General features: G+C 36.5%; 18 protein-coding genes, 1 tRNA gene and 1 other annotated feature. Of the genes, 13 read left to right on the forward strand and 6 right to left on the reverse strand.

Going from position 1 to position 20,526, the window contains the following annotated elements; genetic code table 11:
- Positions 1–27: 27 nt before the first annotated feature.
- Entirely contained in the window at positions 28–1,089 is a 1,062-nt protein-coding gene (locus tag EFD62_RS13550; RefSeq protein WP_069194266.1) for a LacI family DNA-binding transcriptional regulator, read from the reverse strand.
- Between the two features lie 298 nt (positions 1,090–1,387).
- Here EFD62_RS13550 and bglS point away from each other — a divergent pair, with 298 nt between their 5' ends.
- Together bglS and EFD62_RS13560 are read left to right on the forward strand one after the other, a co-directional pair.
- Positions 1,388–2,413, forward strand: a complete 1,026-nt coding sequence (gene bglS, locus EFD62_RS13555) for a beta-glucanase (protein WP_069194265.1) — start codon at positions 1,388–1,390, stop codon at positions 2,411–2,413.
- Positions 2,414–2,698: 285 nt separating this feature from the next.
- Entirely contained in the window at positions 2,699–2,890 is a 192-nt protein-coding gene (locus tag EFD62_RS13560; protein WP_069194264.1) for a DUF6897 domain-containing protein, read from the forward strand.
- 118 nt (positions 2,891–3,008) lie between these two features.
- Here EFD62_RS13560 and EFD62_RS13565 read toward each other — a convergent pair whose 3' ends face one another.
- On the reverse strand, positions 3,009–4,355 hold the full coding sequence (locus EFD62_RS13565) for a GH1 family beta-glucosidase (protein WP_069194263.1): 1,347 nt from the start codon (positions 4,353–4,355) through the stop codon (positions 3,009–3,011).
- A gap of 247 nt (positions 4,356–4,602) precedes the next feature.
- Between EFD62_RS13565 and EFD62_RS13570 the strand changes: the two genes are divergently transcribed.
- The 3 genes from EFD62_RS13570 to pheT all read left to right on the forward strand — a co-directional run bounded on the left by EFD62_RS13570 (position 4,603) and on the right by pheT (position 9,269).
- Entirely contained in the window at positions 4,603–5,376 is a 774-nt protein-coding gene (locus EFD62_RS13570) for a DUF975 family protein (RefSeq protein ID WP_069194262.1), read from the forward strand.
- A gap of 101 nt (positions 5,377–5,477) precedes the next feature.
- Positions 5,478–5,751, forward strand: a binding site (T-box leader).
- 77 nt (positions 5,752–5,828) lie between these two features.
- Complete coding sequence (gene pheS / locus EFD62_RS13575) at positions 5,829–6,848, forward strand: phenylalanine--tRNA ligase subunit alpha (RefSeq protein WP_069194261.1); 1,020 nt, start codon at positions 5,829–5,831, stop codon at positions 6,846–6,848.
- Positions 6,849–6,881: 33 nt separating this feature from the next.
- Entirely contained in the window at positions 6,882–9,269 is a 2,388-nt protein-coding gene (pheT, locus tag EFD62_RS13580; protein ID WP_069194260.1) for a phenylalanine--tRNA ligase subunit beta, read from the forward strand.
- 111 nt (positions 9,270–9,380) lie between these two features.
- Here the strand turns inward: pheT and EFD62_RS13585 are convergent, their stop codons facing one another.
- Entirely contained in the window at positions 9,381–9,602 is a 222-nt protein-coding gene (locus tag EFD62_RS13585; RefSeq protein WP_069194259.1) for an alpha/beta-type small acid-soluble spore protein, read from the reverse strand.
- Between the two features lie 463 nt (positions 9,603–10,065).
- Between EFD62_RS13585 and EFD62_RS13590 the strand changes: the two genes are divergently transcribed.
- A complete protein-coding gene (locus EFD62_RS13590) occupies positions 10,066–11,412 on the forward strand; it encodes a glucose-6-phosphate isomerase (RefSeq protein ID WP_069194258.1) in 1,347 nt (448 codons plus the stop codon).
- 43 nt (positions 11,413–11,455) lie between these two features.
- Here EFD62_RS13590 and EFD62_RS13595 read toward each other — a convergent pair whose 3' ends face one another.
- A complete protein-coding gene (locus tag EFD62_RS13595; RefSeq protein WP_069194257.1) occupies positions 11,456–12,262 on the reverse strand; it encodes a metallophosphoesterase in 807 nt (268 codons plus the stop codon).
- 241 nt (positions 12,263–12,503) lie between these two features.
- Here EFD62_RS13595 and EFD62_RS17785 point away from each other — a divergent pair, with 241 nt between their 5' ends.
- Positions 12,504–12,665, forward strand: a complete 162-nt coding sequence (locus EFD62_RS17785) for a hypothetical protein (RefSeq protein ID WP_170176856.1) — start codon at positions 12,504–12,506, stop codon at positions 12,663–12,665.
- A 112-nt stretch (positions 12,666–12,777) separates the two neighbouring features.
- Positions 12,778–12,861: transfer RNA gene (locus EFD62_RS13600), tRNA-Leu, on the forward strand.
- Between the two features lie 160 nt (positions 12,862–13,021).
- Here the strand turns inward: EFD62_RS13600 and EFD62_RS13605 are convergent.
- Together EFD62_RS13605 and EFD62_RS13610 are read right to left on the reverse strand one after the other, a co-directional pair.
- Positions 13,022–13,495: a pyridoxamine 5'-phosphate oxidase family protein gene (locus tag EFD62_RS13605; RefSeq protein WP_069194256.1), complete on the reverse strand. Its 474-nt coding sequence runs from the start codon at positions 13,493–13,495 to the stop codon at positions 13,022–13,024.
- Between the two features lie 32 nt (positions 13,496–13,527).
- The gene (locus EFD62_RS13610) at positions 13,528–14,106 is read right to left on the reverse strand and encodes a hypothetical protein (protein ID WP_083225129.1); all 579 of its coding nucleotides are present in this window, start codon (positions 14,104–14,106) and stop codon (positions 13,528–13,530) included.
- 798 nt (positions 14,107–14,904) lie between these two features.
- Here EFD62_RS13610 and EFD62_RS13615 point away from each other — a divergent pair.
- The 5 genes from EFD62_RS13615 (at position 14,905) to EFD62_RS13635 (ending at position 20,121) form a co-directional block, all read left to right on the forward strand.
- Positions 14,905–15,603 (forward strand): ABC transporter ATP-binding protein, encoded by a 699-nt coding sequence (locus EFD62_RS13615; RefSeq protein WP_069194255.1) that lies wholly within the window; start codon positions 14,905–14,907, stop codon positions 15,601–15,603.
- A gap of 12 nt (positions 15,604–15,615) precedes the next feature.
- Positions 15,616–17,871, forward strand: coding sequence for an ABC transporter permease (locus EFD62_RS13620; protein ID WP_069194254.1), 2,256 nt, complete (start codon positions 15,616–15,618; stop codon positions 17,869–17,871).
- A 217-nt stretch (positions 17,872–18,088) separates the two neighbouring features.
- Positions 18,089–18,766 carry a class I SAM-dependent methyltransferase gene (locus EFD62_RS13625; protein WP_128706282.1) on the forward strand — a complete coding sequence of 226 codons (678 nt, stop codon included), beginning with the start codon at positions 18,089–18,091 and terminating at the stop codon, positions 18,764–18,766.
- 155 nt (positions 18,767–18,921) lie between these two features.
- Positions 18,922–19,530, forward strand: coding sequence for a DUF5710 domain-containing protein (locus EFD62_RS13630; protein ID WP_128706283.1), 609 nt, complete (start codon positions 18,922–18,924; stop codon positions 19,528–19,530).
- A gap of 87 nt (positions 19,531–19,617) precedes the next feature.
- Positions 19,618–20,121: a cysteine hydrolase family protein gene (locus EFD62_RS13635; RefSeq protein WP_128706284.1), complete on the forward strand. Its 504-nt coding sequence runs from the start codon at positions 19,618–19,620 to the stop codon at positions 20,119–20,121.
- The last annotated feature ends 405 nt before the right edge of the window (positions 20,122–20,526 follow it).

Below are 20,526 nucleotides of genomic sequence, written 5' to 3' on the forward strand. Positions count from 1 at the left end.
TAAAGCAGATTATTTTACATCACAATTTCAATCGATTTTTTTACATGAATTGCGTTTGATTATTTGAACATTAACCGTTTTTTGCATGGCTTTTATCTCATTGTTATTTATACATTCAAGAAGCAAATCAATAGAACATTTAGCTATCTCAGGCAATGAAACATTGACTGTAGTAAGAGAAGGGGACATGTATTGGGATATATAAGAATTATCGAAGCCTATAACTGAAATGTTCTCCGGAATCTTGAGTCCACATTCTTCTATTGCTCTATATGCTCCGATAGCCATAGTATCATTACACACAAATACGGCAGTCGGCTTTTTATCAGATGCCAATATTTTTTTCATACCTTCATAGCCGCTATATTCGGTAAAATCACCATAGGCAATAAGGTCATCATTTAATGGGAGAGAATGTCTTAAAAGTGCATCCTTAAAACTATTAAATCTTATTTTACCGGAAAGCTTTTTTAAATCACCTGTAATAATGCCGATATCTCTATGTCCAAGCTCAATGAGATATTCTACAGCATCAGACACACCACTATAATTATTAACATTTACAGACATAACCCTATCTATATTTTCTTTTTCTACGTCAAAATCAACTGCAACTGTAACAAAATCTTTATCCATTATTTCAACAATTTTGTTATAATCAGCATTACTACTTCCTACAATTACTGCACCATCAATTCTTTTCTCATAAAAAGCGCTTTGTATCTTCCACAACTCATCTGAGCTGTAGATAGTTGATACCAAAACATGATATTGAGCTTTGTTTGACTGGTCAATAAAAGCATTTATAAACGGTGAAAAATATGAATTGTCATATAAAAGATCCTCATTTTTTTCTATTACATGATGAGGTTTTTCATTATCTCTTATATCTATAATAAAAATACCCAATGTAGAGCTTTTCATCCCCACAAGCCTTCTAGCTGAAGCATTAGGATAATAGTTATATTCCTTTATTGCCTTTAATACCTTTTCACGTGTTGCTTGTGGGATATCAGGATAGTTATTTATTACCCGTGAAACAGTACTTCTTGAAACGCCAACAATCTTTGCAATATCCTTGCTATTCATGACCAAACCACCTTAATACCAATAAGAATTAGAATTAATCTGACAACTAAAGGATAGCACTGATATTGGAATTAATCAAGTGAATCTTACTGTTTATGTATATAATTATAAAAAATTTCAGTAGTTTATATCACAATAATATACAATCATATTCTTTTTTATCTAAGCTTGGGTTTGGTTGACAATGGAAAGGCGATAGGATATAATTAAAATAAATTAACACGTGTTAGTTGTGTAAAACACTAGATTTATAATGTTGATACAAAACTATATATTATTATTTTTTTGGGAGGTATTTATGCAAAAGAAAATAATCTTATTCTTAATGGCTTCCTTGCTATTTGCTTTACCCATGTTTATTTCTCCTTTTCCTAAAGCAGAAGCTGCAAACATAACAACTACACCTTTTGTGGCAGTATTTTCTGATTTTGATTCAAGTCTATGGGAGAAAGCGGATTGGTCAAATGGCTCAGTATTTAACTGTGTTTGGAAGCCTTCTCAAGTAACATTCTCCAATGGAAAGATGGTTTTGAACCTTGACAAGGAATATGGTGGTACATATCCGTATAAAAGCGGTGAATACCGTACAAAATCATTTTTTGGCTACGGTTATTATGAAGTAAGAATGAAAGCTGCTAAGAACACAGGTATTGTTTCTTCATTTTTTACTTACACAGGACCTTCAGACAACAATCCGTGGGATGAAATCGATATTGAGATCCTTGGTAAAAACACTACACAAGTCCAATTTAACTGGTATAAGGACGGAAATGGCGGCAACGAATATTACCACAATCTAGGATTTGATGCATCTCAAGATTTTCATACATATGGGTTTGAGTGGAGGCAAAACTATATAGACTTCTACGTTGACGGCAAAAAGGTTTATCGCGGTACTAGAAATATACCTGTTACCCCAAGCAAGATTATGATGAACTTATGGCCTGGAATAGGTGTAGATGGTTGGTTAGGTGCATATGACGGAAAAACTCCTTTAAAAGCAGAATATGAATATGTAAAATACTATCCGGATGGCGTTCCGCAAGGTACTCCAACTCCAACTCCTACTCCTAAGCATACTGCAACTCCTTCAAATACTCCTACACCAACAAAAGGCAGTTCGATTCTTAAAGGTGACGTAAACGGTGATGGAAAAGTCAATTCAACAGATTATTCAATATATAAAAGATATTTACTTAAAATTATTGATAAATTCCCTGTTGATGACTTAAGAGTTACTGATCTTAATAATGATGGAAAGATTGGTTCCACAGATCTTACGATATTAAAGAGGTATCTTTTGCAAATAATACCGAATTTGTAAAAACAGTTACCTATTATTCTATTGAAGATTCGATTTTTTTCTAAAATTCCATATATAGAGCTCTGTAATTTGATTTGGTTGAATTACAGAGTTTTTTTTTGGATAGTTTGAACAAAGTAATATTAGATGCTTCTATTTGCACCACAATAGTGATAAAATATATATGGATAGTTTTATTAGCTTAACCCCTTGCATACTATTTATAGATCGTTTATACAGTTTGGGTGCCGAAATGGAACTTATAACGGACGAACTATCCAGAAAAGTGCGAAGGGTGGTATTTTAATGGATGGTTATTTAAAACAGTATGTGGGAAAGAAGATTGTAGTATATCTTTCCTTGTGGTCAAAGCTCCTTCATATTGGGATAACGGGACTGGTAAGTGAGTGCCGGGAAGGATGGATTGAGCTAAAAAGCAGAAATAGAATTCAACACATTAATGTTGATAAAATATATTGTTTCAAGGTTTTGGAATAAAACTATGATATGACCTTTTTGATATTAAAAATGATAATGGACATTCGGATATAAATGCCCATTATCATTTTTTTGCTGGCTATAGAATTTGGCTTTATCATGCATTATAGAGCACGTTTTAAAAACCGTTGTTTTTAATGACTTCTTTATACCAGTAGCCGCTGTCCTTTATTTTTCTTTCCTGGGTTTCTAAGTCCACATGGACGATTCCGAATTTTTTATTGTACCCATAAGCCCATTCGAAGTTGTCCATAAATGACCACAAATAATAACCTTTCAGGTTTACACCATCCTGAATTGCTCTATGAGCTTGGGTCAGATAATCCTTAAGATATTGAGTTCTCTTTATATCTTCTATTCTTCCGTTGCTGCTTATTTCATCCTTAAAGGCAGCACCGTTTTCGCTTATAATCAGATTTGGCTTTCCATAATCCCTGTCAAGGAGCATAAGCAGATCATACAAACCTTCAGGATATACAATCCAGCCCATATCTGTTTTTTCAAAGTTCTCTACTATTGAATCTGCACCTGTATAGCCGGACTCACTGGTTGGGTCATACTTTATAAAGCTCGAAGAATAGTTGTTGAACGCCAGAAAATCCATTGGCTGGCTGATGAGCTTCAAATCATCCTGAGAGAAAGAAAGTTCAATACCCTTGTTTTTGTAGTGCTCCAATGCATCTTCAGGATAGGAGCCTTTGAACAATGGATCCAGATACCATCTTGCATCTATCGAAAATGACAGTTCTGTCGCTGCAATATCCTCAGGTTTCTGGGATGCAGGATAGTGATAGGATAAATTCGGAGCTATCCCTATTTGACCATTGATATTCATTTCTCTAAACAGCTTCACGGCTTTGCCGTGGGACAGCATGAGATGATGAGAAACCTCCAAGGATGTGCGAAGGTCTTTTATGCCCGGTGCATGAATTCCTAGAAAATGACCAAGCAGAGACACAACCCTAGGCTCATTTTGAGTAATCCATATAGGAACTATATCCCCTAGATTTTTAAATATTTCTTCGCTATATTCAGCAAAATAATCGGTAGTGTCCCGATTTTTCCATCCTCCCTTGTCTTGAAGTTTTTGAGGAAGGTCCCAGTGGTAGAGGGTAATTGCAGGGGTAATTCCGTTTTCTAGAAGTAGATTTGTCAGTCTCTTGTAAAAATCCAACCCCTTTTGATTCGGCTGGCCTGTTCCTTCGGGAAAAATTCTAGGCCATGAGATGGAAAACCTGTATGATTTAATACCGATTTCTTTCATAATTTTTATGTCTTCTTCATAACGATGATAGTGATCGCATGCAATATCGCCTGTATGTCCGTTTTCAATATTGCCTGGAGTATGGGAGAAGCGGTCCCATATTGATTCACCTCTGCCATCTTCGTTGTACGCACCTTCGATTTGGTATGCTGCTGTTGCAGAACCCCATATGAAATCCTTCGGAAAATTGATAGTTGGCATGTTTATCACATCCTTTGAGATATTATTTGCTAATAATGTGTAATATAATTATAACCCACAATAAACATAAATACTATTTGCTATTTTATTTTGTCAATGCTTGAATAATTTCTGGAAGTGTATTAGTATATCGGCATATTGTGGGTTAATTATGAGTTTTTTTATTTGTATTGGGTTGAAGAATATGATAAAATAGCAGAATGAATTGATATGCAAAAGTATTGGATATATATGGGGGTAGTATTTGATGGAATTGGGTAGACTAAAAAAGAAAGCGAGGTTCCAACTAAGTAACAATGGATCTAATTTGGCACTGTTATTTCTGATGACGGTGGCGTTTTATGCTCTGCTGTTTTTTATGTTGGGGCGTTTTAGTTTAGAGGCGGTATTAATAATTAATGGACCGGTGGTATTGGGATTTACCATTTACTTTCTTGCCATATCAAGGGTAGAAAAGAAGCCTAGGACCAAGAAAGAAAAGGAAGATAAGGACAAGGAGAAAAAGCAAAAAGGGAAATTTAGTATTTTTGGAGCGGAAATCACGATTGGGAAGAAGATAAAAATAAATCTCGATACAGCCGAGCATCCTTACCGTGTCAGTATGAAGTATGTGTTTTACGGTTTTAAGTATTTTTTAAACGCTGCTGCACTTTATATCTGGACAACTCTATTAATTTTAGTGTGGTCCGTTTTATTGATTGTTCCTGGAGTAATCAAGGCGCTTGATTTGAGTATGAGCTTTTTTATACTTGCGGATAATCCCACAATGGACGTTAGACAGGCCACGAATTTGAGCGCAAGAATGATGAAGGGCTACAGGAAAAAGTTCTTTTTGCTGAACTTGAGCTTTATAGGCTGGATATTGATTTCGATATTTACTTTTTCCATTGGTTTTGCCATTACAATACCATACATGATGACTACTTATGCACTTTTTTATGATGAGCTCAAAAATGAAAGTATAAGAAATGGCATTATTGCAGAAGATGAAATTGGAACCAAAAGGTTATGGGAATACTAAGAATAGTGTCATTGCAATTTGCTGAGAGCAATATTGCTTCACCAAGAAATGAAAATGCGCATTGAATATATGTAGAATTTATGCTATAATTTATAAAATATATTAAAGCGATGATTGAGAGAGTAGATGGTCATTGAGGATATAAGAGAGAAGATACCAGGGGCTGAAAGTATCTTTATCAGATCAGACCATTGAAATTCCCTCAAGAGCTGCATTCTGAACATTAGCTTGTTAATAAGCATTACAAAAGCGTTAATAATTGCTGGTAAGTAGGAAGTGCCGGGTTGCATCCGTTATTTGCATAGGAGTGCTTGTATATCTTAAGAGATATACAAGAATCTGGGTGGTACCGCGAAGCAAACCTTCGTCCCTTTGTGTGGGGATGAAGGTTTTTTTTATCAAAAGACAGGTAAATACTTCTAAATGAATTCATATAAGGAGGAATATAAAGCATGAAGGAGCAATTGAACAGTATTAGAATGCAGGCAGAACAGGAGCTTTCTAATGTTGGGACTATTACGGAACTGGAAAATATCAGAGTAAAATACTTGGGCAAAAAGGGTGAACTCACCGCTGTACTAAGGGGTATGGGCGCGCTGTCCCCGGAAGAAAGGCCGATAATAGGTCAACTGGCAAATGAGGTGAGGGCTTCTATTGAAGGCCGTCTTGAAGAGGTAAAAAGTGAACTCACCAAAAAAGAAAGAGGCCTTAAGCTGGAGAAAGAAGTTATTGACGTAACAATGCCGGGAAACAGAAAGATGCTTGGAAAAAAACATCCTTTGAGCATTGTAATAGATGAGATTAAAGATGTGTTTATAGGAATGGGCTATGAGATAGCCGAAGGCCCTGAGGTTGAGCTGGATTATTATAACTTTGAAGCTCTCAACATTCCAAAGAATCATCCGGCCAGAGATGTTCAGGATACCTTTTATATAAATAACAACATATTGCTCAGGACCCAGACATCACCGGTTCAAATTAGGGTTATGGAGAATAAAAAACCGCCAATAAAAGTAATCTGCCCTGGAAGGGTATATCGTTCCGATGCTGTAGACGCCACCCATTCACCAATATTTCATCAAGTAGAAGGACTGGTCGTAGACAAGGGAGTTACAATGGGAGACCTCGTGGGTACTCTGAGATTGTTTGCTAAGAGCTTGTTTGGAGAAAAGACAGAAATAAGGTTGAGACCTCACCATTTTCCATTCACAGAACCCAGTGCTGAGGTTGACGTTTCATGTTGGACTTGTGGGGGAAAAGGCTGTAGGGTATGCAAGAACGAAGGCTGGATAGAAATCTTGGGTGCAGGAATGGTTCATCCAAAAGTTCTTGAGGTTTGTGGTATAGACCCTGAAGTATATAGCGGATTTGCCTTCGGACTTGGAGCGGAAAGAACAGCAATGGGAAGATTCAATATTGATGATATGAGGCTTTTGTATGAAAACGATATCAGATTCTTAAAACAGTTTTAATATTTAGATAAAATTTGCGAAAGGAGTAATAGTATGAAAGCACCGATAGATTGGCTAAAAGATTATGTTGATATAAATGTAAGCCCTAAGGAATTTGCAGATGCCATGACAATGTCAGGCTCTAAGGTTGAAGGAATAGAGGTTCAGGGGGAAGACATCACTAAAGTGGTAGTGGGGAAAATACTGACTATTGAAAAACATCCCGATGCCGACAAGTTGCAGGTGACAAAGGTGGATGTAGGCAGCGAGGTAATACAGATAGTGACCGGAGCCCAGAACATCAGTGTTGGAGATTATATACCGGTAGCTCTTGTGGGATCTACCCTTCCGGGAGACAAAAAAATATCAAAAGGAAAGCTAAGGGGAATAGAATCCTACGGTATGATGTGCTCAATAGAGGAGCTGGGCCTTACCAGTGAGGATTATCCCGATGCGCCGGAGGATGGTATTTATATTCTGCCTAAGGAAGAGGAACTGGGAAAAGATATAAAGGAAGTATTCGGATTGAACCACAAGGTCATCGAGTTTGAAATTACGTCCAACAGGCCGGACTGTTTGAGTATTATCGGTCTTGCAAGAGAGGCAGCTGTCACTCTAAAGACAGAGTTTAAGAAACCCGTTATAGACCTAAAGGAAGAGGGAGACGATGCTGCTCAATATATTTCTGTTGAAGTGAAAGATACGGAGCTTTGTCCGAGGTTTGCGGCAAGAGTTGTAAAGGATGTCAAGATCGGACCTTCGCCCAAGTGGATGAGGGATAGGCTAAAAGCAGCAGGAGTAAGGCCGATTAATAATATTGTTGATATAACAAACTATGTAATGCTGGAATACGGCCAGCCGATGCATGCTTACGACATCAAGGATATAAAGGGAAATAAGATTGTTGTAAGAAGAGCTCATGAGGGGGAGACAATTAAGACCCTGGATGACCAGGACAGAGAAATAGATTCCTCAATGCTTGTGATAGCTGATGAAGAAAGAGCAATTGGAGTAGCTGGTGTAATGGGCGGTGCCAATTCGGAAATCAAAGAAGACACCAGTACGATAGTATTTGAGGCGGCAAACTTCAACGGCACGTCTGTGAGACTTACAGCAAAGAAGCTGGGAATGAGGACCGAGGCTTCCGGAAGATTTGAAAAGGGCCTTGATGCTGAAAATGTTGAGGCTGCCATCAACAGAGCTGTTGAGCTTGTAGAAGAACTGGGAATTGGTACTGTATGCAAGGGTTTGATTGATTGTTATGCCAAAAAGAAAGAGCCTAGGACTATCAATCTAAGGGTCGAGAAAATAAATGATTTCTTAGGTACCAATATTCCGAAGGAAGAGATGATTGGTATATTGAAAGCCCTTGAATTTAAAGTTGACGAGAATAATATGACTGTAAAGGTTCCTAGCTTTAGAGAGGATGTGGAGAGGGAAGCGGATATTGCAGAGGAAATTGCCAGATTCTATGGCTACAACAACATAGAAGCTACGCTCTTATCCGGCAAGGCTGCTACACTGGGAAGGAAAACCCACAAGCAGATTATTGAGGACCTCATAAAGGAAACAATGATCGCATGCGGACTGTCTGAGGCATTTACCTACTCATTTACCAGTCCGAAGGTGTTTGACAAATTGAACCTTCCGATGGACAGCGAGCTTCGCAAGGCTATTGTTATTTCCAATCCGCTAGGTGAAGATTACAGCATAATGAGAACGACTACTATTCCGGATATGCTTGGGGTAATCAGTACCAATTACAATAGGAGAATAGAAGAGGCGAGACTTTTTGAAATGTCCAGGGTATATATTCCTCAAAGTCTTCCGTTAAATGAGTTGCCTCATGAAAAACCGGTGCTTACACTGGGAATGTACGGAAAGCTCGACTTCTATGATTTAAAGGGCGTTGCAGAAGAGTTGTTCGCAAGGCTTGGAATAAAAGATTATGAGATTTCACCAGAGAAAGACAATGCTATTTTCCATCCGGGAAGGACGGCTTCCTTAAGCATTGACGGTGAGTACGCAGGTATCATAGGGGAAATACATCCCGATGTTGCCGAAAAATTTGAATGTCCCGAGAGGACATACATCGGTGTTATTGAAATTGAAGTGTTGGTGAAAAAAGCTTCGATGAAATGCCAGTATACGGCTCTTCCGAAGTTCCCGGCCGTTACAAGGGATATAGCAATGCTTGTAAAAGATGAAGTAATGGTTAAACAGATTGAAGATGTTATAAAGCAAAGGGCAGGCAAGATACTTGAGAGTATAAAGCTTTTTGATGTTTACAAAGGAAAGCAGGTATCCGAAGGCATGAAGAGTGTGGCCTATTCCATAACATTTAGAGCATCCGACAGGACTTTGACCGATGAAGATGTGGGCAAGGCTATGACAAAGATCCTTGACGGACTAAAAAGAAACCTTGGTGCAGAGCTCAGGTAATCAGGCTTATTAATATAGCCGGAGAAGAGTAATGGGCTTACTTTTCTCCGGCTCTTATCAGCCTTTCGGAGTGAAATGATGATCTGTACTGTATGATGAGTCAATCGAAGTTTATTTCAATTGGTTTTCAGCCATTTGAATCATTCTTTTGACCATTTGTCCGCCGATGGGGCCGCCTTGTAATCCATTTATTCTTGAAGGTACATCACCTTTGTAATGATCGTTGTTTTCTTTAACATACTGCAAATGACCGATTTCCTTAGCACATTCCATTTTAAAACGAGTTAAAGCATCTCTGCTTTCTGGAACCAAAGGAGTATTTCTTTTTGCCATGCTATTCACCACCTTGTCTATTTTGTATGTATTTAGTTTATACATTTTGCAAAGGATTAACACGGTAATTTTAAGCTTGATTTCGTATTAAGATGCAGATAGCCCATATTTTGTGCCAATTGCATTATTATTTAAAAGCTTAGTTTTAAGCTTTAAGTAGCTGAAAATTTACATCTAAAATTTACATCTAAAGCATTAAGATATGAGTAGTGGGATTGATACCCTAAAAACGTAATTTGATGAAATGAAAATTCATGCTCTAAGGTATAAATTATACGGTTTGGTGTATTATATCATTTAGACAATGAGGCCTAATATAGGCTTATAGACTATATTAGGGTTGGAAAAATTAGAATATTCTATTGCGTTAAGATTAATCATTTGTTAATATAAAAACAAAGTTGTTGAAAAGCTTATCAGACTTATGTTTGATCAATAAAAATTATATGCTGGAGGTTTAACGATGGAAAGAATAAAATTCGACTATTCAAAAGCAGCGGCTTTTGTAAATGAAAATGAAATTGCGTATTTGGAAAGCTTTGTGAAGTCTGCACATGAAATGCTCCATAATAAGACTGGAGCAGGAAATGACTTTGTAGGCTGGGTAGATCTTCCTGTAAATTATGATAAGGAAGAATTTTCGAGAATTAAGGCGGCAGCAGAAAAGATAAAATCTGATTCCCAGGCATTGATTGTAATTGGAATCGGAGGCTCATATTTAGGGGCAAAGGCAGCAATAGATATGCTTTCTCACTCATTCCATAATCTTTTGCCCGAATCAAAGAGAACTGCCCCTGAAATATATTTCGTAGGAAACAATATTAGCTCTACATACATTGCTGATTTGATGGAAGTAATAGAAGGCAAGGACATTTCGGTAAACGTAATATCAAAGTCCGGTACTACAACAGAGCCTGCCATTGCATTCAGAATCTTTAAAGAGTACATGGAAAACAAATACGGAAAAGATGGAGCAAGGAGCAGAATATACGCTACTACCGACAAGGAAAGGGGAGCTCTAAAGAAGCTGGCAACAGAAGAAGGGTATGAAACTTTCGTAGTTCCGGATGATATCGGAGGAAGATTCTCTGTTTTGACAGCAGTAGGCTTGCTTCCTATTGCAGTATCCGGAGCCGATATCGACAGCATGATGAAAGGAGCAGCTGATGCCCGTGAGCTTTATAGCAATCCGAATCTGATGGAAAACGACTGCTATAAGTATGCGGCTGTAAGGAATGCTCTCTACAGAAAAAACAAGACAATCGAAATAATGGTTAACTATGAGCCTTCACTTCATTATTTCACAGAATGGTGGAAGCAGCTCTATGGAGAAAGTGAAGGAAAAGATCAAAAAGGCATATTCCCGGCTGGGGTTGACTTTACAACAGATCTTCATTCCATGGGACAATATGTACAGGATGGACTCAGAAACATATTTGAGACTGTAATCAAAATCGAAAAGCCTAGAAAAAATATCGTTATAAAGGAAGATAAGGATAATCTTGACGGATTAAACTTTGTTGCCGGTAAAGATATAGACTATGTAAATAAGAAAGCAATGGAAGGAACAATGCTTGCGCATACCGACGGCGGAGTTCCAAATCTTGTAGTAACTGTACCCGAGCTTACTTCCTATTACTTTGGAAATATGGTATACTTCTTTGAAAAAGCATGCGGTATCAGTGGATACCTCCTTGGGGTAAATCCTTTTGACCAACCGGGAGTTGAAGCCTACAAGAAAAATATGTTTGCGCTTTTGGGAAAACCGGGCTACGAAGATGAGAAAAAGAAGCTTGAAGAGCGTTTATAATGCATAAAATTAAGGAGTCGGAGAGTTTCTCTGACTCCTTAATTTATGGCAGATATAATACAGATATCTCCGGCGGTGAAAAAAGTCTTAAGGGAAAGCATACATTCCCAAGACCACTGTTAATATTTAAATTAATATTTTTAAACCTATGAGCACCTTTTGTCATGCCCATTTTAGCAAGTTTTTCGTGGCGTAGAAGCTTAAATTCAAGATTGAAAGGTGCCCATATCTGCCCACCGTGAAAATGACCGCATAGAAGATAATCCACACTTCCCACGGGTATTTGAAATATAATATCGGGGTTATGGGATATGGCTATATTGGTGCAGCCCTTTGTGTTGCAACTGCTAAGGGCCTTTTCAACATCGTACCTTTTTGACCTCAGATCTTCAATTCCAATAATATTGTACTTTCGATTGCCTTTTTCTATACAGACGGAGCTATTGAGAGGCACCGATACACCTTTGCTCTCTATTAGCTTTCTAAATTCCTGTATTGATACCTCATCGTTGTTTAGCGCATTATAATCATGGTTGCCAAAGCAAAGGCAAATTTCATAATCTCCTCTGATGTCCTCGAGGAACTCTATAAATGCCGGTATATGCTTTGGGTTATCTATATAGTCCCCCGTAAGTATAACAAGATCGGGTCTTTCGGATTCCAATACCTTTACCACCTTGTTTATATCCACATTTAAGAACTTCATGTGCAGGTCTGAAAGATGTATAACCTTAAGAGGATTCTTTTTTTTGGTGAAATAGACTCTGCTGACTTTTAGTCTTGTAGTCTCATAACGCATATAAACAAGGGCCAGAATCAATACTAATAAAATAAAATATATAGTAGTCATTTTTTACCTTTCCATATTTCTGTTTTATATTATTATTTTTATGCTTTTTGTATTTGATTTTTGATTGATTATTGTCTACCCAAATAATATATCAGTAAATTTGAATTGCATCAATGAGTTTTTAAATTGCTAAAGTATCTGAGAGATCTAAAAGCAGTTGATTGTAAGGGTTTTAGCAATATTAACCTCTGGATTTTAGATAAGGAGGGATTGTATAATTTTATTATGGGGGGTGCTCAATATGTTCAATTTAAACAATGACTATGACCTGCAGCCTAGGACGTATTCCATTAAGAGCTACCGAAGGAGAGAATCCACGGTAGGCAAGAAGGTAGCTAAGTTTTTTGTGGGTCTTATTATACTAATGGTTTTAGCTATAGTAGCGTTCCTTCTTTTTTATTAATTAGCGAAAGATATATTAATTATGCGAAAAGTTTTAAAATTTAAAATTTAAAATTTCTATTGACAAATGACTAGAACGCAAGTATAATATCTTTTGTCGCGTGATATTATTTGCGGACGTGGCGGAATTGGCAGACGCGCTAGACTTAGGATCTAGTGTCACCGACGTGGGGGTTCAAGTCCCTTCGTCCGCACCACAAGGTTTGAGAGAATTTTATTAATTTTCTCAAACCTTTTTTCAACCAAATTTCTAACGAATTTCTAACGCTTTAAAAATCTTCTGGTGGAATGCTCTAATTTTATCAAGTTGAGCAATATATAAAGAAAGTGAATTAATATGAATAGGTATTATGTCTATTATGGGTGATATTTACCGGTAAATTCGTGTACAATAATTTTAAACACTAAAACACTGTCTACCATTCTATCATCAAATGAAAAATCCTTTTTGGTCTGATGTCTCATCAATGCAGATAGGGCAGTTTTCTTTTCTTCAACTTCATCAATAAAGACAACCTTACCGTTTCCAATAATGCTTTTAAATGAATACGAATATTGGCAGGCTAAATCTCCTGTAATAAGGCGGTGTTCACAATCCATTTCAAAACATACAACGCTGTTTTCTTTTAATGCTTGGATTTTTCTTCCTTCTTTTGCACTATGGAAAAATAGCACTAGTTGATTATTTTCATAAGTATAGCCAAAATTCATTGGCACAATATAAAGGCCGGCATTATCCTGCATACCAATCCTACAGACCTTACATTGGTCAATAATTTGAATTAGCTCGTTTGTTTCTGTAACTTCTCTGTCTTTTCTTCTCAATTTCATCATACTCCCTTAAATATGTAGCTTCATATATCTTATTGGCCGTGTTTAAATATCTTTTTTAGGATTCTCCCGAAGGCATTTGGATAATCACCTGTTAATGCCCTGCAAATGTTTTCTCTATAGTCAACATCTTTTTCTTTAAGCTCAATAATTTTTTTTGGAATGTTCACATTAAGGTATACTTCAGCGTATGAGTCTTTCTCAAATGAATCCTCATAGAAAAGCTTAAACTTAAGGTCCTCAAAAGGAAAATTTTTTGGATTGCCACCAAGGACAAAGCTTGTAAATTTCAATTCTTTTACCATGGTATTCTTTTTTGCTTTTTGATTATAAAGCTTAGCTAAAGCTTGTACAAATTTATCTGATACTATTCCCATCGATCTTAGGGATACTCCTCCTTTGCAAAAAGCTGTGTTATCAATGGTGTTACCTTTTATACCTGGTACCATATCGGATTTAAACACTGCTTCAAACCCTACAGTTTCTTCTTCAAAAAGACCTATCGCTCTAACAATTTGATTTTGATTTTCGTCCTGGAAATATTCCTCAATACTGAATTCTAAATCTTGAAATCCTTCTTCTGTATTTGCATTTATTTGCTTATATTTCATTATAAAATACCCCCGCAAACTGTGCTTATTATATCATTTATAGCTAACATACCGAAATGGCACGGACTTGGCAAAATGTGTAGTCCAATTATTAATATTGATTATATATGTCGTTTAATATCCTGACTCATAGGTATTTTTAAGCTATATGTATATAGTATAAACCAATCTTTCTTCAAATGAAAGAAAGGATTATTCTTTTTTCCAAGAATGCACTTCAACTGACATACTATGTGAGTTTGTCTTTGAGGATTACGTATAATGATACCAGAAATTAAGACAGACAAGACAGCAAAAATAAGTTAAAATGGAAATAATGATACCTATCGTTCTTTGAGTGACGGAGGAATTTTCTTTTTTAAGAATTAGGGAAAAGAGCTGGAAGATTAGATTTTTTGGAGTTCAGCTTTCCAGCTCTGAATTGGTTTGAATGGGATGAAGCCCGTAGCGTTATATGGATTATTCTATTATGGTAAATTATGGAATTAAGGAATTTGACACAACTTACTTCATATGTTAAAATATGATTAATCTTTGAGGGAGTAGTCAGCGCGAAAGCGTGGCAAGCCAACACACTGGTTGATGAAAATCATAAACCTGGTTTTGCATTAAATGATGAGACTCGAGTATAGCGTTGCTGTACCCGAACTCATAAATATAGGATATTTATTAACGGATACAGCGACGTATCCGTTTTTTTTATTTGGCCTCTTGGAATGAAATGAAAGAGGCAAAAGCGAAGGGACTCGATATCCTGAGCTTTTATTTTTCTGACACGACCGAAAAGGAGGAGATTGCATGAAAATTAAAGTGAATGATGTTCACAAATTCTACGGAAATGGAGATTCTAGAGTTGAAGTGTTGCGGGGAATAAACTGTGAGATTCAGGACGGAGAAATATGTGTGTTGCTAGGTCCGTCCGGTTCGGGCAAATCCACGCTTCTTAATATCATCGGAGGCATCGAAATGGCAGACGCCGGTTGTATCGACATTGGGGAAGATTGCACGAAACGCATGAATGAAAAAGAACTTACCCTCTATCGAAGAAACCATTTGGGATTTGTCTTCCAGTTTTATAACCTGGTTCCGAACCTTACACTGAAAGAGAATATTGAGGTATGTGCATACCTAAGTAAGAATCCTCTGGAAATTGATGAATTATTAAGAACTCTCGGACTGTACGACCATAAGGATAAATTGCCGTCTCAATTGTCCGGCGGACAGCAGCAACGCTGTGCTATTGGAAGAGCCTTGGTCAAGAACCCGTCCCTTCTTCTGTGTGATGAACCAACCGGAGCCCTTGATTATCAAACATCAAAAGAAATATTAAGCCTCATAGAGCAGGTAAATAGAAAATACCGTAATACAATTATTATTGTAACCCATAATGATGCAATTAAAAACATAGCCAACCATGTGCTAAAGATGCGAGATGGCATGATTGTCTCTGACTATGTCAATGAGAATCCGATATCGGCCAGCCAATTAGAGTGGTAGGGGGTGACTAATATGAGAAATCCGTTGAGTAAACGTTATTCCCTTGAATTTAAGAAAAATGCGGGAAGATACATATGCATATTCTTGCTTTTGGTCATTACTATACTTATCGGTTCAGGCTTTTTGTGCGTGATGGAGAGTGTCAAGTATTCATTGGATGAATACCTAATTGATAATAAAGTCGAAGATGCCTATTTTGAAACTGCATTTCCCTTGGAAGATAACGTAAAGAATATGTTGGGGAAAGAGGATATTGTCCTTTGTGACAATTATTACAGCTCGGTAGAAGAATTTGATGGAGATGCCAAGGTATATGTTTTTAACGAAAGAAATGAAATGAATATTCCGGCTCTTTTTGAAGGTAAGCTACCGACCAATGGCAATGAGATTGCTGTGGATCGATTGTTTGCCCAAAACCATGACATTGCAGTAGGGGATTCTCTTGAGTTAAACAAGATTAAATATATTGTCTCGGGAACCATCTCCTTACCCGATTACAGTTCTTTGTTTCTGAATAATCAGGACTTGGTCATGAATACCACGGGGTTTGGTGTGTGCATGGTGTCGGAGGAGGGCTTTGATAAATTTGACAAAAGTACTGTTACATACCGTTACAGCTACCGCCACAATGAACGGAATCTGTCAGACAAAGAAAAGGTAGAGGCGGCCAATAGAATCCATAAGCTTCTTGTCGGCAATGGCGTGAATGTTCAGGATTTCTTAATTGCCCAGAATAATCAAAGCATAATTTTCCTTCAAAACGATATGGGCAAAGACGGACCTGTGATGGAAGTATTAATCTATATTTTAATAGTAATTATGGCCTTTGTGTTCGCAGTACTTTCTTCACATACTATTGAGGAAGAGGCACCAATCATTGGTACCCTTCGTTCCATGGGATATAAAAAATGGGAACTGATTCTCCACTATATTACTCCGACCATCATTGTCACATTCCTTGCCTCCGTAGTGGGGAATGCTTTAGGGTATACAGTGATGATTGAACCATTTAAGCGAATTTACTATACCACATACTGTTTGCCGCCTTTGGCGTTGAGATTTAATCAGACGGCCTTTATAAAGACTACGATTATTCCTGTGGTTATTATGATTGTGGTGAATTTAGCATTGCTGATAAATAAAATGTCTCTGTCACCTCTTCGTTTCCTGCGAAAGGATCTAAAGAAAAGAAAGCAAAAGAAAGCAGCAAAACTTCCGAACTTCAAATTTATTAGCCGCTTCCGGATTCGCGTTATTCTTCAAAATAAAGGAAGCTATCTGGTTCTGTTTTTTGGAATCTTTTTATCTAGCTTCCTATTGATGTTTGGCATTGGCTTACAGCCTCTCATGGATCATTATGTGGATACGATTGATGACACCCTGCCCTATGAATATCAGTATATATTAAAAGCTCCGGTAGAAGCAGAGGGGGGAGAGAAGGTATTAATCTATTCCTTAGAGACTGAGTATTACCTGACTGGAGATAATGTAGATGTCACCTTTTACGGGGTGCAGGAAGATAGCCAAATCTTTAATGACTTTACGCTTCCGACCGAGCAAAACCACATTGTCGTTTCCGATTCCTTTGCAAAAAAGTTAAACGTTAATGTGGGGGATGAAATTATTTTTGAGGATACTGTTTATGAGAAAAAATACACTTTGGTAGTGGACACAATTAGCCCTTACACTAATAATCTGGGGGCATATATGAGCATTGATGATTTGTGTAAACTTCTTGAAAAGGATGCGGGCACCTTTAACTGCTATGCATCACAGAAAAAACTGGATATAGACGATGCTTACATTGCCAAACTCATGAACAGAAGTGATTTTCTCGGGGCGGCAAAGCAGATGATGATTTCCTTTGGAGATGTTATTACTATTGTGAATGTGTTCTCTGTATTTGCCTATTTAGTATTGATGTACCTTCTGACTAAGATTGTCATTGACAAGAACTCCCTTTATATTTCCTTTATGAAGGTATTCGGATATGAAAAAAAGGAAATCAGGAAGCTGTATCTGGATGCTTCAGCAATTGTTACTCTGATATCTTTGTTGATTTGTCTTCCACTAGAGTCATATGTATTTAAAATGGCTCTGGTATACATATCCTCATTAATCGAAGGGTATATGGATTTTTATCTGCCGGTGTCGGTTTATGTGAAAATTGTCATAACCGGAGCATTGGCTTACTTTGTGATTAATGCTCTGCATCTTCAAAAGGTGAAGAGGATACCAATGAATGAGGCTTTGAAGAACAGGGAATAAGGCTGTCCGAGGAATATAATACATTTCAAGGCGAGATTCATTTGAGTCTCGCAATTATTTTGAGTGGGATTTCACGAAGTAAAATGACCAATTAAGCTTTGATACATCCTTCATCTACAGCATCATACTTAATAACAAATTTAATTTGATTATGAGGGATGATGTGGTAAAATAGTTAATAATATCTTCAGATCCTATGTCATAAGGAGAAAAAAATATGAATCAATTAAAAGATAAATTTGATGAAATATCAAAAAAGTATGACAGTCAAAGAAAGATGCTTATACCATGTTTTGACGAGTTTTATGGTATTTGTGTATCTGTTGCAGATGTTAATAATAATACACCTAAAATACTTGATATTGGTGCTGGAACAGGATTATTATCATCATTTTTGCTTGATAGATATCCTGAAGCTAGAATTACACTCATAGATATTTCTGAAAAAATGCTTGAAGTAGCAAAGCAAAGATTTATTGGAAATGAGAATATAAAGTATGTAGTGGGTGATTATACAAAATATAATCTTTCAGAAGAGTTTGATATGGTTGTTTCTGCACTTTCAATACATCATTTGGAAGATTCAGATAAAAAAGAATTATTCAAAAAATGCTATTCAATTCTAAAGCCAAACGGGGTTTTTATTAATGCAGATCAAGTAATTGGAGAAACACCCTATATAGATAGTCTTAACAAAAAAAGATGGAAGGAAAGTATAGAGAAAAGCGGTTTACCAAGGGAAGAAATCCTAGCTGCGTATGAAAGAATGAAGTTGGACAAAGAAGCAACAGTAAATCAACAATTAGAATGGCTCAAGGAAATAGGATTAATGGATGTTAGTTGCATCTACAAGTATTATTCCTTTGCAGTTATGTTTGGCAGAAAGAAATCCTGAAAACCAATGAGCGCAAATGTAGCTGGGGCAATTGTCGATTCTATTTGGGCATTTAGTAAAATAAGGTAGACAAGTATTGGTGGATTTGATAAGATGTCGAGTAAGGAAAAACTATTTCTTAAAATGTGATTTTGCATATCATGGGGGGATATAGATTGCCATTATTATTGAATGTGCCTTTTTCGCAAAAGGATGAAGCAAAAGCTTTAGGAGCAAGATGGAATCCGCAGCTTAAAAAATGGTATGTAAATAATAGAGAAGAATATCACAAATTTAGTAAGTGGTTTCATAATAAAGATACGAACTTAATTGTTTCGGAGCACCTCTATATTGCTATTGGAAATCAGACATGTTTTAAATGTAAAAGTGATATTAAGATAATATTATTAGCAGCAGATAATTATACAGTAATTGATGATGGAAGTGAAGTATTTGACGAAGAAATTAATTTTATCAGTAACATTAGTAATATGCCTTCGAATTTACAGAGATTTCTAAATGATAATTTTAAATACTGCAAAAGATATTCAGAAACTTCACAAAGCAATTATTTTGCAAATCATTGTAGTAATTGTGGAGTATTTCAGGGTATTAGAGATAATGGCCCTTTCTTTATTGATTCTGAAGAAAAGGCAAGTGAGCTAGTACTCTATGCAATTAAACTGAAAAATGATTTGGAGTTGAATGGCTCTGCTGATTGGGGATCACTGGATTGGATGATAAAGGAATATGCGACCTTTAAAAGTTTAGACCTAGATCTGTAAACGATATAAACGATTAGAGAATAAGGAAGGTTGAAGGTGTGCCATTGCATTAATAGATAATATAATAGGAATGTGAGGATGAGAATTATGTCTAAAGCAGTTTTAGTTATGGATATGCAGAATATTTGTGTAGGAGATTCCCATGCAAAATTTTTTAAGTATAACAACAAGGAGCTTATTGCTGCTGTAAATAAGGTAATTAAAGACAATGAAGGAAATTCCATTATTTACATATTGACTATTATGAAAGACAATTTAATCAATAGGCTTGCACCTTTTAAGGCATTCGAAGGCACTGAAAATGCGGAATTGGCTAATAACATAGAAGTAGTATCCAATTATTTTTTTAAAAAGCATAAGGGCGATGCATTTACTAATCCAAAGTTGAAAGAGAAACTGGATGAATTAAATGTTGATGAAATAGAGATAGTTGGTGTTGATGGTGGAGGGTGTGTAGCGTTAACTGCATTGGGTGCGATTAAAGCAGGATATAAAGTTACTATTAATACACCTGCAGTAGGTACTATGTTTCACAGAAGAGCAAGTAAATATAATGAAAAATTAAAGAAACTGGGAGCAAAATTCATATAAAATCATGAGTAAATCTCTGGAAGGTGTTTAGGGAACAGGCACGTCTTTAAGCTTGTCCATGCTTCCTATGGCAAACAGAGACCGAGAAACTGACACTAAATATAAAGCTTCAAGTGGAGTAAAATCTCCGCCTGAAGCTTCCCTTAAAATATAAGCTATGTTAAATCATGTTTGTGTTTTAAATTACTTGTCTGTAACTTCTCCTACATATAAGAAGCTATCAATATCACCCCATGAGTAGTAATTAGGTCTAAAATAAAATTTTGATCTAACATAGGTGTAGAGCGACAAATTGTTTTTCCCTGTTAGATTGCTAAAGCGTCAAATTAAAATTACTTTTACCTATAAATCAAGAAAATAATCTGCTGAAAAATACATCAAAATACCATCTGATCTATTGCCAAA

The sequence above is a fragment of the Acetivibrio mesophilus genome (assembly GCF_004102745.1).
In the GTDB taxonomy this organism is placed as follows: Bacteria; Bacillota; Clostridia; order Acetivibrionales; family Acetivibrionaceae; genus Hungateiclostridium; species Hungateiclostridium mesophilum.

Coding starts and splice junctions, on each gene's coding strand:
- EFD62_RS13550 (WP_069194266.1), bottom strand. CDS start 1,089: ATGAATAGCAAGGATATTGCAAAGATTGTTGGCGTTTCAAGAAGTACT.
- bglS (WP_069194265.1), top strand. CDS start 1,388: ATGCAAAAGAAAATAATCTTATTCTTAATGGCTTCCTTGCTATTTGCT.
- EFD62_RS13560 (WP_069194264.1), top strand. CDS start 2,699: ATGGATGGTTATTTAAAACAGTATGTGGGAAAGAAGATTGTAGTATAT.
- EFD62_RS13565 (WP_069194263.1), bottom strand. CDS start 4,355: ATGCCAACTATCAATTTTCCGAAGGATTTCATATGGGGTTCTGCAACA.
- EFD62_RS13570 (WP_069194262.1), top strand. CDS start 4,603: ATGGAATTGGGTAGACTAAAAAAGAAAGCGAGGTTCCAACTAAGTAAC.
- pheS (WP_069194261.1), top strand. CDS start 5,829: ATGAAGGAGCAATTGAACAGTATTAGAATGCAGGCAGAACAGGAGCTT.
- pheT (WP_069194260.1), top strand. CDS start 6,882: ATGAAAGCACCGATAGATTGGCTAAAAGATTATGTTGATATAAATGTA.
- EFD62_RS13585 (WP_069194259.1), bottom strand. CDS start 9,602: ATGGCAAAAAGAAATACTCCTTTGGTTCCAGAAAGCAGAGATGCTTTA.
- EFD62_RS13590 (WP_069194258.1), top strand. CDS start 10,066: ATGGAAAGAATAAAATTCGACTATTCAAAAGCAGCGGCTTTTGTAAAT.
- EFD62_RS13595 (WP_069194257.1), bottom strand. CDS start 12,262: ATGACTACTATATATTTTATTTTATTAGTATTGATTCTGGCCCTTGTT.
- EFD62_RS17785 (WP_170176856.1), top strand. CDS start 12,504: ATGTTCAATTTAAACAATGACTATGACCTGCAGCCTAGGACGTATTCC.
- EFD62_RS13605 (WP_069194256.1), bottom strand. CDS start 13,495: ATGAAATTGAGAAGAAAAGACAGAGAAGTTACAGAAACAAACGAGCTA.
- EFD62_RS13610 (WP_083225129.1), bottom strand. CDS start 14,106: ATGAAATATAAGCAAATAAATGCAAATACAGAAGAAGGATTTCAAGAT.
- EFD62_RS13615 (WP_069194255.1), top strand. CDS start 14,905: ATGAAAATTAAAGTGAATGATGTTCACAAATTCTACGGAAATGGAGAT.
- EFD62_RS13620 (WP_069194254.1), top strand. CDS start 15,616: ATGAGAAATCCGTTGAGTAAACGTTATTCCCTTGAATTTAAGAAAAAT.
- EFD62_RS13625 (WP_128706282.1), top strand. CDS start 18,089: ATGAATCAATTAAAAGATAAATTTGATGAAATATCAAAAAAGTATGAC.
- EFD62_RS13635 (WP_128706284.1), top strand. CDS start 19,618: ATGTCTAAAGCAGTTTTAGTTATGGATATGCAGAATATTTGTGTAGGA.